Consider the following 12,540-nt stretch of genomic DNA (forward strand, 5'->3'; position numbering starts at 1 on the left):
GCCTCAGTCTTTATAGGTAAAGATCTTGGAGGAATTTCTCCTCCAAGATACAAGATCACAAATGGATTACATTTGTTGACCTTTAACACCGCTGTAGCCATAACGTAGCGCTGCAGTGATGTTGTTTTTGTCATCTGTAGGTGTAACTGCCATCATCATCTCTGTGTAGCTGATAGTGATAGTTTCAACAGGGCGGTCACCTTGAATTGACACGCTGTAGCTTGAAATCATTGCATCAGTTAATTCGATCTGCATGATTTCTTCGATTTTGTCACCTTGTTTGGTGATATGGAAAACAGCTTTTTTACCTTTACCGATTGTTGCTTCTTTAAAGATATCTGTTGAAGCATTATCTTGAAGTTTAGTGATTGTAACGTCACCTAAACGAGTTGAACTTGCTTCACGATCTTTAGCAGTACCAGTGAAAGAAGAAATCTCACGGCTTACATTCCAATCTACAGATAAGACAGTGATCATGTCTTTGAATTCTGCAGCAGTTGTTTCGCCTTTAATACCTTCGTAATCTAAATATGTATTCGCTTGCATTATTAATGCTCCTTTTGCGTAAATATCATCCATTAGTGGATAGGTTTATATAAGTTTAAATATAAACTTAATTCAATTTATTAAAAATGCATTCAGACATGCCAAAGTTATTAATGTGGCACATCTAAAATTAAACTCGCGTTTTAAAGCAACGAGATTATATCAAAGACCTTTTTATTATCAACAATACTTTCAATGTAATTTAAAAATAAAAATAACATCAAAATCAATAACTTAAAAGACAAACCATTTGATAGCTTTTTGTGTAATACTTTATAACTATCTAACTAAAGCCTCAAACTAATACTTTGTAATAGTATTAATAAAACCTATAGGTGTAAGTAACACTATTTCACGTAAAATTATTTTTCACGTAAAATAGTAGTCATATTATTTAAAATACAATATTAATACTTAATAATATTTTTAAGAACGTCACACACCTATAAGTATGTATTTAGACTTTATAATTAAATTCTTCTTTTTCAATATTCACTTTGACATTTGTGGTTTTTTTATTACCAGCCATGTTTTGTAAAATTTTAATAGAAAGATCAGGCAACATGGTGTTTTGCAAAATATTGTGAACGTTACGTGCACCAGAACCAGCATCCTGGCACATTGAAACAATTTTCGTGACCACATCTTCGCTATAACTAAACTTGGCTTGATAATGATGATTTAATCGCTTACCCACTCGTTGTAATTGCAAAGTCGTAATGTCATTGAGCATAGATTTACTCAGCGGGATGTATGGGATGACATTAAGTCTCCCCAAAAATGCAGGTTTAAAATAAGCTAGCAGGTCATCTTGTAATGCTTTACGTAGGCCATTAATTGAAGGGATGGTTTCCTCATCTTCAAATAATGACATTGTGGTATCTGTACCTGCATTAGATGTCATGATGATAATGGTATTTTTAAAATCAATATCCCTACCTTCACCATCCTTAATCATTCCTTTATCAAACACTTGATAGAATATATCTTGCACACCTGGGTGTGCTTTTTCCATTTCATCAAGCAAAATCACACTGTATGGTTTTCTGCGAACCGCTTCAGTTAATACCCCACCTTCACCATAACCGACATAACCTGGAGGTGAGCCTAGTAACAATGAAACCTTATGCTCTTCTTTAAACTCTGACATGTTAATAACAGTGACATTATCTTCACTGCCATAAACCTGTTCAGCCAAGGTCAATGCGGTTTCAGTTTTACCGACCCCACTTGGGCCAGCTAATAAGAACACGCCTATTGGACGTTTTTCATCGCCCAGTTGTGCACGAGATGTTTGAACTGTTTTAGCAATTAAATCTAAAGCATGATCTTGGCCAATTACGCGTTTTGACATACTGGCTTTAAGATCTAAAATCGTCGCTATTTCATCATCTTGCATTTTACCCGCAGGTATTCCTGTCCAGTCAGAAATCACTTCAGCCACTAATTGTTCATCAACTTGCCAATGCACCATAGGTTGCTTGTTTGCAGCTAAAGTCTGCTTTAGCTTGGTCAATTGAGCCAGGTAATCTGTACAGTCATCATTCTGCGTTTGGATCTGTTCAACAAGCTCCGAGATTTGTTTCACCGTGGCTAATTCAGATTCCCATTGTTTGATTAATGGTTTTAAGCTTTTTTCAAAGCCTTTTTGTGCTTTTGATAGCTCGGCCAATACTTTCTTGTGATCTGAACCGTTTTTTTGTTCGCGAGATAAGATAGCTATTTGGGTATCAAGCTGTTGGATTTGACGTTGTAATGACTCAACAGCGCCTGGTGTTGAAGCTTGGCTCATCGCGACTCTGGCACACGCAGTATCAAGAAGGCTGACCGCTTTATCAGGTAACTGGCGTCCCGTTATATAACGATGTGAAAGGTTTACTGCTGCACATAATGCTTGATCTGAAACTAAGATCTTATGATGCGTCTCCATAACGGGTAATAAACCACGCATCATGGCGACCGCTTGCTCAGGACTAGGCTCTTCAATTTTGACGACTTGGAATCGGCGAGTTAGTGCTGCATCTTTTTCAAAAAATTTCTTATATTCTGCCCATGTTGTTGCGGCTATCGTCCTTAACTCACCACGTGCTAATGCAGGTTTTAGTAAGTTTGCAGCATCATTTTGCCCAGCTGCGCCACCACTACCAATCATGGTATGCGCTTCATCAATAAATAGAATTATTGGCTTAATTGAGCTTTTAACTTCATTAATCAGTGCTTTAAGTCTATTTTCAAATTCACCTTTAACGCCTGCACCAGCCTGTAATAATGCTAAATCTAGAACATGAATACTGACATTAAGCAGTGCATCAGGGACTTCTTGTTGTGCGATTTTTAATGCTAAACCTTCAACAACAGCCGTTTTGCCCACTCCAGCTTCGCCCGTCAGGATAGGGTTATTTTGACGTCTGCGGGTAAGGATATCTATCATCTGCCTGATTTCATTATCACGGCCTAAGATAGGGTCAATTTTACCGAGTTTGGCTTGTTCAGTCAGGTTTTGAGTAAACTGATCCAAGCTAGGTGTTTTACTCGGGGCACTCTGAACTGCTTGTGTTTCTTCAATATCAGAGCTTGATACTTTATGCTCTGTTGACTGCCTAGCCAGTTGGGGCCAAGCATGTTTGAGCTGTGCAGGGTCTATCTTCATTAACTGCTTGGCAGAGCGAGAAACCAATGAATTTAAAGAGTCATCTGTTAATAATGTAAAAATGATATAAGCGGCTCGGATCTCATCATCATTAAATTCAATCGTGGTGTTCAGCCATGTTTGACGCAGTAAGTTAACAATATGCGGTGACAAACTTGGCGCGGCACTATTACCTGTTTTGAACTTTTCTAGTCCATTTCTCACTTCACTTATGAGTTGTTCTTTTTGAATCGAAAAGCTGGCATTAATAATGTTTAAATCACCAGAATCACCTTCGAGTAAAGCAAGTAACCAATGCTCTATTTCGACGGTAAACTGACTGCGACTATGGCAAATACTCGCGGCAGATTCTAAAGATTTTCGACACACTGGATTCAGTTTTTCAACCAGTTTACTTAAGGTCATCGCTGACATGTTTATAGTCCTTTATTATTTATATCATTAGGCGTTTAAGTTGTTGTCCATTATCTGCGCGACTTAATAAACCGCATCCTAGTCCCAGTGGGACAGCAGACATAGACAATTGCGCTTTAGGCGCATCTTGCTGTTTTATTTCTAAATAAACTTTGTGTTTTACTGATTTACCTAAGTAGTTATCCACTAATTCTTTAAGCGGAAGGTACCCAGGTTCTCCAGGTAAAAAAGAAGCAACAGAACCTTGTTCACTGGGTTTGATGTTAATCGTAATACTGGAGTTAATGTCCCACACTTTACTGCCAATACTGGCGTCTTTTCCTAACTGAGCATATTGCCCCTCAGGCATAGCGCGGCTCACCATTCTTGTCTGCTCAGTGTTAGCTAATGACTGCCATCGCCCTTCGAAAGACTTTATCTCGACGATGCACCCCGTAAAATCTTCTAACATCAGCCTCAATGACTCTGCACTAGGAGACTTTCTTTGACTGAAACCACTGTAATAACGGCTATGAGTGCCTCCGCCACTTAATTGGTTCAACACATGACTGAAACTGTCTGATGTGCTTTTTTGTGACGAATCATAATTGACTGCAAAGCGATATTTTTCCCAGGCTCGATAAAACAAGGAAATTAACCGATGATTGAATAAGTCGTAGAAATCACGCATGCCAGTATCTTTTAGGCGCAATCGTTCAAGGACTAATTCGGTATAATGTTGCGGCAATACCCCACTTGGCCCAGTCATCCCCATAAAGGACACATGCATTTCGGCGGCTTGCTTACCTGTACGCTGGCTAAGTTTTGCGTCAATTTTGCTAATTGCTTGGCCTGGGAAACCTAAATGCTGATCCGATTTAAATCGAATTAGTTCTTCAGATGGAATCGCATCGTGACCGACTCTATAGCCTTTATCTTGATGAGATAATTGCAATTGGAATTGATATACCGCTTGATAAAAATCAAACTCAGTCGGCGCTTCAAGGATGGCTTGTAGATTCATAACAGCGGTATCTTCCCTGAACGTGCTGGCCAAGTATGATAAATGGCGTCTTGATCTTTAAATCGCATACTTAAGCGGGTAAAACTATTTACCACTGAAAACTGTGAGAAAAAATGGTCCAAAATACAGCAAAAGAAAAATACACCACTGCCTGAGTAGTGATCTTTAATAAAAGTAATTTCGATATGACTTCCGCTGCAAAAGCTGATTCGGCCATTCTGATTGACTCGAGCAGTATCTTGGCTCACTTCTACATGATGTATATTTTCTATTAAATTTTTATTTTCTGGTGAACACTTAAAGTCATATAACTTAAGCGTTTCTTTTAAGTTGTTTAATGCATTTGGTCCACTAAAACTGTCAATAGAAAGGTGTCTAATTAGCTGCCACCTTGAGGCATCACCTAATGTGGCTCTGACAGGTAAAGTTGGCGCTAATAAGCATTTAACTTGTTTAATGATATCTGCACGCTCTGGTACAAACATCTTAGGTTCGTCAGTGCCAAAAGGTAAATGCGCTGGCAAATTTCGATTACTGCATTGCGCAGTAATACTTAATACCCAAGCGCCGTAATCTTCTTCTGGAGTAAAGCCTTTAAAGTTATGGTCGACTAATGACAAATAGGAGTCTGTGCCTTGTTCAGTGTAGCCACCAGCCCAACTTGCAGATTCTCTTCTTACATTCCAAAACAGATTGTTATGGCCTAAGTATTGAGGATGAGACTCACCGTAAAATGGGGTAACTTCAACTTTATTATCCTTAGGGTCATAAGCAATCACCTCTTGTATATTGATGATTTCAGAGACTTCGGCATCGGCATACTTAGCCGCTAACTTATATTCATATTGAGCGCCTTCAATACTTACAGACTCTAGCTTTTGCTCGAATAAATTGATAACTGGCGTACAACCCAATAAAAAATGGCTGGCAGAGACTTGCTTCTCTAAATCTTGCGAACCTTCTTTTAAGTAGATATAAAGTGAAAATGAGGCATCAATCCCCTTCCATGAATCTTCTAAATCATCGATATCAAAGAATAAAAATTTCTCAGGAAAAATAAAGTTCTCAAGCAATAAACGGTAACCACTGCTACTGCGTTGACTGTAAGGAATAACCTGCTCTTCATCATCAAAACCAACAGTTTTTAAATGACGTTTGGTTAAAAACTTGCACACTGATTGGCTTTCATTAACTAAAGCAAACCCTAGACTATGCTCAAAAAGAAGTTGATATAGCTGGAAGGTTTGATGATCTTGTCCATTAAGAAAAAAACGTAACTTACCAAGCCCCAAGTTTTGCATGCTCATTTCTTCAAATTCACAGGCAATATCAAGCTTAATAATGGCTTTAGCACGTTGTGGCCATTGTGGCTCAGGAGCTGTAAAAGGCGCATTCTGAAATTGAGCTTTTGTCACTTCAATAGGCCATAATTTCATGTCGTAACATGTTTGAAAATGACAGGTTTTCATTCCTTCGACTTGCGTATCAACCTTGGTATTTTTAGGTAATAACACACCTGTCGTCGACAGGTTTTCAGTCGTCACTTGAATAACAGACATCGAAGGTATCGGTGCTTGATAATCTGGGTATAACTGCCCTAGCAATGCTTCAGTTAACTCAGGAAAACTGTCATCTAGCTTTTGTCTAATTTGCGCTGTTAACAAAGAGAAAGCTTCAATCATTCGAGAAACATGTGGGTCTTCAACATGCTCATCACTTAATCGTAATCTGCCTGCGACTTTAGGGTATTGCTCAGCAAACTCTGATCCCATATGCCTGATATAAGCGAGCTCACGATTGTAATATTCTAATAATTCTTGGTTCACAATGATGCCTCATTTACTATCATGGCGAGATGAATAGGTTCTACTTCTGAGTCAAAGGTAATAAATTCAGGTTCTGGATCTGCATATAGCAACGCATTGATTTTCAATCTAAGCACTCGGTCTAATGGCTGTTCGTTATCAACGGTTTCAACCATGACTTCTAAAAATCGAGGTTCAAAGCGTTTGATAGTGTCAGCAACCTGCTGACACAACATTTGACGACCATCTAAACTTGCAACTGGCATTGATGAAAAATCTCTTAGGCCGTAATTCATTAATGACTTATCGAGTTCAGCTAAATGATCAGGCCATGTTTGCCATTGCAATTTAGCATTGAGTAAATTTTCAAGATCCCGACGAACATTAGCCCTAAGTTGGCGTAAATTAAGTCCGCGATGACTATCTTTAATGTCTTGTTCATCAGGCGCATCATCGATTAATCTATCGAGTACGGATGCCATAATTGGTTGAGTGCTTTTCATGAGTTAATTTATTGCAGAGCAGGAGTGTTAATTTTTTGGATTTGATTTAATGCCAAGGCATTATCATCAACAAACCACATTTTTAACCCTTTGCCCGACATGACATTTGTTGCCACTTCTTCCCAATCGGTTTCGCGGCCAAGCTTTTGCGCATCTGTTTCACTGCCGCCATAGACCATAGGAATATGTGCTTCACCACTAGGGCCATCTTTAATCGCGAGCTCAACACGTCGCCAAACGGTTTCCACTAATGACGAGACGGGTTTGAAGTGGATATAATCAATTTCTGAATGTTGAGCTAGATAGTAATGACCATCGGTGCCAAATATTTCAATAAATCCACCTAAGGTGTCGTCTAGATCTCTAATTTCTTCTTTGGTATTTTCGTCAAAAACTAGGCTAACTTGTGGACGATGGCTTTCAAGGTTTTCAGCACAAACAGTCACATCATCCTGAGCATCAGTTAACGCTAATCTAAGTTTGATTAATGCTTCAGAGTGGGTATCAGTTTGGGAAAACAATTTCGGTGTCGCTTGACCTGACATAAAGTCTTGCCTAGCTTGCTCCGCTCTAATGAGTTGACGCAGATTTGATGCCCCAACAAGGAAATCAGGGTGCTTCTGAACTAATAAATTAAGCTGTTTATCAGCACGTTCAAGTGATCCATTGATACATAACAATTCTATTAACGCACTTTTCAGATCGACATTCATCGGATCTTCTTTCAGTTCTGTTTCAACGAATGAAATAGCTTGTTGTAATTGGCCATTATTAAGCATTTGGTTGATATTTTTCATTGTAATCCTTTACTAATTTCTTGACGTAAGTTCGGTCACTAACTTGATGCTAGAAACCATTTGATCTAATTGAAAATGCGGTTGAAGTTGTATAATTGAATAGAAATGACCTGGCTTTCCTCGCATTTCTTTAACTTGCACTTGAGCATTTCGAAGTGGGTATTGACTACGTACATCATCAGATGAAACTTCAGATGCTGTCGTGTATTGGTGTAACCACAATTGTAAGTCTCGTTGACATGCTTCAGCAGAATTCAAAGAGCCAATTTTTTCACGGCCAATGACTTTGATGTAATGTGCGAACCGAGAGACGCATAAAATGTATTGCAACATTGACGATAATTTAGCGTTGATGTTGTCTTCTAAAAGCTCATATTTCGGTGGCTCTTGTATGGAGGCGTTACTGTAGAAAACTAAGTGCTCACACCCGGATACTGGAGATAGGGGGATAAAGCCTTGATCAGACAATGCCTTTTCAGCTCTATCACTCACAAGTAAATCCACCGAAGGTTTGTTCCTTTTACGGTATAAATCAGTCTCATACTGACAAACTGCAAGGTCACAAACGAGTCCTTTCTTTCGCGCTCCTGGTTCTAAGCCACGAATATGGCCAAACCAACCAGAGTCACTAAATGAGCGAATAATTATGCCGCCAAAGGCATATGCCGCGTTGCCCCATAAATGGTCCTGATTTGGATTTTTAATCGACTCTTTAAATTTAAAGCCTTCACTGCGAGTGCCGTCTATCAAATAAGGTGAACGCATTAAAATATTTGGCAGGGTTAAGCCTATAAACCGTGCATCGTCCATTTTTCTTAATGAATTCCATTTCAAATATTCATGTTGTTCAAATATTTTGCCGATATTCATATGAGCAGATAAATCAGTAAAATCGTCTGCCCCAAATAATGAAGGACTTGCTGAGGTTATAAAGGGGGCAAATGCCGCTGCAGCTGTGCGAGAAATATCCTTTAAAACATCAATATCGTTTGTCGATACTCCCGGACGATTTTTATGGCTCATTTGATAGTCGCCTATCAACGCACCAAAAGGCTCTCCACCCGACATATCATATTCGTTGTTATAAATGAGTTTAAAAAACTCACTTTGGTCGAACTCTATCGCACGATTAATATCTTTTGATAATGTCAGCCAACAGCAATCTAACAGCTTAACTTTGACCTTTTGGTCTTTATCATGCATTTCTTGCTGGTTAACGATATACAAAATTCCACGCCAACTCGCTTCTAGGGCTTGAAAGGATGCATGGTGAATAATGGTATTTATTTGTTGCTCTAACTGCCTGTCTATTTCCTCAATTGCTTTGATCAAAAAAGGTAATACCGATACTTTATCGAATCGTGACAGTGAATGGTTTGAATTCTCAAGCCATAACAAAAGCGATCTCGTTGAATCAGACTCCCTGAGGAATCGTTCAACAAGATGCTTATTTTTAAGCTTTTGAGGAGTAGAAGACACCGATGTGGGGACATCGGTGCCTTCTTTAAAGATTTCACTTGTAACAAATGAAATAGCTTCTTGCGTCATCGTTTGTTTCTATCCTTGAAAACAAATCCGGCTATCTTTCGCTGATTAGCCTACTTTCGGAATTTTAGCGACTAAACGCAAAGAAGCAGTTAACTCTTCCATTTGTAACCAAGGACGAAGCCATGCAACTGCATTATAAGAACCCGGTTGACCTGGGATCTCTTTAACCTCAACCTTCGCATCTGCAAGTGGATATTTAGAACGAATGTCTTGCCCACCACCTTCAGATGCATTCACAAATGACAGAATCCATCTGTTTAGCCAAGCTTCTACATCATCAGCTTCCATAAAGCTGCCGATTTTATCGCGGGCCATTACTTTTAAATAATGAGCAAAACGAGAAGTCGCCATTAAGTAAGGTAAGCGTGATGAAATTGCTGCGTTAGCGGTTGCATCATGATTTGAGAATATTTTTGGCTTCTGACAAGATTGAGCGCCAAAAAAGACTGCGTAGTCAGTATGTTTATAATGACATAAAGGTAAGAAACCTAACTTACTCAATTCAGCTTCGCGGCGGTCAGTAATGCCAATCTCTGTTGGACACATTAAGTCTGGGTCACCATCATCGCTGGTGAATACATGAGCTGGTAGTCCTTCAACTTTACCACCACCTTCAGCACCACGAATTGCAGTACAGAAACCGTATTGACTAAATGCCTGCCCCATATTGGTCGCCATCACATAAGCCGCATTCATCCAGCAGTAATCGTCATGACCAGCCACTTTTGAGCGCCCGCTTGCTTCGTCAATATCAAACTCTTCGTAGCAAAACTCTTCAACAGGTTTAGTGGCTGAGCCATATGGTAAACGTGCTAATACGCGCGGCATTGTTAATGTAACGAAGCGAGAGTCATCACTGTCTCTGAATGAACGCCATTGCGTATATTCAAGAGACTCGAATACTTTCTCTAAATCACGCGGTTTGCTTAGTTCAGTCCAATCATCAAAACCAAATAAAGAAGCGCCAGATGCTGAAATAAATGGACAGAACCCTGCTGCTGCCACATTCGACATGAGTGAAAGAGACTCAACATCTTCTGGATGGTTACTGAATTCATAATCGCCGACTAAACAGCCATATGGTTCGCCACCTGGTGTGCCAAATTCTGCTTCATAGATTTTTTTGAACATTTGGCTTTGATCAAATTCAACCGCTTTGCTTAAATCTTTATGTAGCTCCTTTTTAGACAAGCTCATCACACGGATTTTCAATGTCGCATTGGTTTCAGAATTCTTAACCGTATGATGAAGTCCACGCCAGCTACCTTCTAGCTTTTGTAGCTCATCGTTATGCATAATGGCTGATAGCTGTTTAGAGATAACTTCATCTAATTGGCTTATCGCTTTATTAAAGGTAACAGTAAGGTTTTTATCCCATTGCACGGTGCCTTTAAGGGCTTCTTCGGTGAGTGAACGAATGAGTTCTTCAGCACGAGTTGAATCAGTCTGTTTAGTGGCACCGATTGCCTGTTCAAGAATCGATGTTTCTATTGTTTGCTCTTCAGATGTCGCATCTAATGTGGCTGCTTCCATGCTCATTACTCTGCTCCTTTAAGGTTAAGTTCACCTGCAAGTTTGTCTAAGCTATTTGTATTGCTTAGTACTTCTTCCAGAATGTTCTCAAGGTTTTCAGAGCGATCGACTTTCGTCATCAAGTCACGCAATTTATTACGCGTTTCCATTAATTTTTTTAATGGCTCAACTTGATTAACAATGGCTGCAGGTTCGAAATCTTCCATGCTATCGAACTTAAGTGAAACATTCATTTCAGAATCATCATCAGCCAATGTATTTGGCACTGCGATGTTTAACTGAGGGCTCATACGCTTTAATACATCATTAAAGTTATCACGATCAATTTGCACAAAGCGGCGATCTTTTAATGGCTTAAGCGTTTCAGTGTTATGTCCAGAGAAGTCACCAGTGATACCGATAACAAATGGCAATTCTTTCTTAACTACTGTGCCTTCAGTTTCAACATCATAGGTAATGTGGACGCGTGGCTTTCTCACTCGTTTTAATCGATCATGTACACTCATTTGAACTCCTTTCAATAATATTGTGAGTAATCAACTAGGGATTATCTTCTGCTTTAATTCCAGATAGTTTGAAGAAGCCATTCCTCGCTTCTCCGTCTTGGATTAGTTCTTGTAGCAACTCAGGTAAACTTAAATCACTCCAACGAACCACTTGTTCAATGGCATAGGACATTGGAGAGTGAGGTTCGGTTTTTTTAAAAAAGGTCGCTATCATTTCTAGGTTATTTATCGCTTGCGCACGTGAATTAAGCTGTTGGCTCATTCCGTTTTGCCCAGCATCACTCACAACACTGTCACTTTCACTCGCTTCGCTTGGGTCAACATCTTCGCTGACATTAACTTTCTCGATAATGGGTGCTGAAATAGTGCGGATCTGTAAAGCGCATGCCTCTAACGCTTTACGGATATAGCTAGTAGGTTGTGGTTGGCCTGACATTGCGCTGTCCATGGCTTCGGACAAACGTAAAAATGCAGCAATGGCATCATCAATGTCTTGATTCAAATCTATATAGAAACTATCTGGCGTTTCTTTAATGCTCAGTTCAACTTCTTCAAGTGATACGGCACCTGAGTCAAAGCGCTTTTCCTGCTTATCTTTATCTAAACGATCCACTTCTAAAGCTTGTTCATATTGCCAAGTGGAAAAGGCATAGCCGCCTTCAGTGATCGGGATTGTTTTAATGGGCTGAATGAGTGAACCTTCACTTTCAATGCCGTTTAGGCCAATAAGTGCAGCTATCCTTTCGGATAAATCATTAGGTTCAGGTGTGGGGTATAGGTTTTCCCAATAGGTTTCAATCAATTCAGCTGCAAGTGTAAAACCAAAACTCAGTCCTTTAAAGCCATGTAACCGACAAGCTGCTTCAATAAACCAAGCAATATATTCAATGTCTTTGGTTTGGTCTTTGAGTACGCCAGGAACTTGTTCAAAAATAGGACGCCAGTCTACTGCGACAGATAAGAGGTCTTCTTCATCAATCAGAGCTTTTCGCTCTTTTGCACGTGCATTATTCCTTACATCTTTTAGTAAGTAATAAGTCGACGTCGGGCTGATATCTTCACGGGGATCAATACCCGTTGCTGAATCTTCAGCAATAGGTAATATTAAATCATTAATGAATAATTCTTTTAGCTGGTTCAATTAAATTCAATCCTTGAATTATAAAAATATTGTCTCTTCCGAATAACTAATACTTTTTAGTGTATTCCTTACTTTAAATAGACATAAATAACAC

The 12,540-nt window shown here is 39.3% G+C and carries 10 protein-coding genes; all 10 read right to left on the reverse strand.

All coding sequences use genetic code 11. The features are described 5' to 3' along the window. Positions 1 to 66: 66 nt before the first annotated feature. Positions 67 to 546 (reverse strand): type VI secretion system tube protein Hcp, encoded by a 480-nt coding sequence (locus AB4153_RS00315; protein ID WP_102527844.1) that lies wholly within the window; start codon positions 544 to 546, stop codon positions 67 to 69. Positions 547 to 1,003: 457 nt separating this feature from the next. Continuing rightward, positions 1,004 to 3,610 (reverse strand): type VI secretion system ATPase TssH, encoded by a 2,607-nt coding sequence (gene tssH, locus AB4153_RS00320; protein WP_102529475.1) that lies wholly within the window; start codon positions 3,608 to 3,610, stop codon positions 1,004 to 1,006. A 19-nt stretch (positions 3,611 to 3,629) separates the two neighbouring features. Continuing rightward, entirely contained in the window at positions 3,630 to 4,613 is a 984-nt protein-coding gene (gene tssG / locus AB4153_RS00325) for a type VI secretion system baseplate subunit TssG (protein ID WP_371995941.1), read from the reverse strand. Further along, positions 4,610 to 6,439, reverse strand: a complete 1,830-nt coding sequence (gene tssF / locus AB4153_RS00330) for a type VI secretion system baseplate subunit TssF (protein WP_371995942.1) — start codon at positions 6,437 to 6,439, stop codon at positions 4,610 to 4,612. Before tssF ends, tssG begins: the two co-directional genes overlap by 4 nt. Then, entirely contained in the window at positions 6,436 to 6,921 is a 486-nt protein-coding gene (gene tssE, locus AB4153_RS00335) for a type VI secretion system baseplate subunit TssE (RefSeq protein ID WP_241904026.1), read from the reverse strand. The genes tssF and tssE overlap by 4 nt, the downstream gene beginning before the upstream one ends. A gap of 8 nt (positions 6,922 to 6,929) precedes the next feature. Next, a complete protein-coding gene (locus AB4153_RS00340; protein ID WP_102529479.1) occupies positions 6,930 to 7,718 on the reverse strand; it encodes a type VI secretion system accessory protein TagJ in 789 nt (262 codons plus the stop codon). Between the two features lie 12 nt (positions 7,719 to 7,730). Beyond that, on the reverse strand, positions 7,731 to 9,266 hold the full coding sequence (gene tssC / locus AB4153_RS00345) for a type VI secretion system contractile sheath large subunit (protein WP_102529480.1): 1,536 nt from the start codon (positions 9,264 to 9,266) through the stop codon (positions 7,731 to 7,733). Between the two features lie 45 nt (positions 9,267 to 9,311). After that, entirely contained in the window at positions 9,312 to 10,805 is a 1,494-nt protein-coding gene (gene tssC / locus AB4153_RS00350) for a type VI secretion system contractile sheath large subunit (RefSeq protein ID WP_371995945.1), read from the reverse strand. Beyond that, positions 10,805 to 11,305, reverse strand: coding sequence for a type VI secretion system contractile sheath small subunit (tssB, locus tag AB4153_RS00355; protein WP_303512759.1), 501 nt, complete (start codon positions 11,303 to 11,305; stop codon positions 10,805 to 10,807). Before tssB ends, tssC (AB4153_RS00350) begins: the two co-directional genes overlap by 1 nt. 34 nt (positions 11,306 to 11,339) lie before the next feature. Further along, a complete protein-coding gene (gene tssA, locus AB4153_RS00360; RefSeq protein WP_102529483.1) occupies positions 11,340 to 12,446 on the reverse strand; it encodes a type VI secretion system protein TssA in 1,107 nt (368 codons plus the stop codon). Positions 12,447 to 12,540 lie beyond the last annotated feature (94 nt).

Source organism: Shewanella sp. 10N.286.52.E4, assembly GCF_041468785.1.
Classification (GTDB): Bacteria; Pseudomonadota; Gammaproteobacteria; order Enterobacterales; family Shewanellaceae; genus Shewanella; species Shewanella electrodiphila.

Coding starts and splice junctions, on each gene's coding strand:
- AB4153_RS00315 (WP_102527844.1), bottom strand. CDS start 546: ATGCAAGCGAATACATATTTAGATTACGAAGGTATTAAAGGCGAAACA.
- tssH (WP_102529475.1), bottom strand. CDS start 3,610: ATGTCAGCGATGACCTTAAGTAAACTGGTTGAAAAACTGAATCCAGTG.
- tssG (WP_371995941.1), bottom strand. CDS start 4,613: ATGAATCTACAAGCCATCCTTGAAGCGCCGACTGAGTTTGATTTTTAT.
- tssE (WP_241904026.1), bottom strand. CDS start 6,921: ATGAAAAGCACTCAACCAATTATGGCATCCGTACTCGATAGATTAATC.
- AB4153_RS00340 (WP_102529479.1), bottom strand. CDS start 7,718: ATGAAAAATATCAACCAAATGCTTAATAATGGCCAATTACAACAAGCT.
- tssC (WP_102529480.1), bottom strand. CDS start 9,266: ATGACGCAAGAAGCTATTTCATTTGTTACAAGTGAAATCTTTAAAGAA.
- tssC (WP_371995945.1), bottom strand. CDS start 10,805: ATGAGCATGGAAGCAGCCACATTAGATGCGACATCTGAAGAGCAAACA.
- tssB (WP_303512759.1), bottom strand. CDS start 11,305: ATGAGTGTACATGATCGATTAAAACGAGTGAGAAAGCCACGCGTCCAC.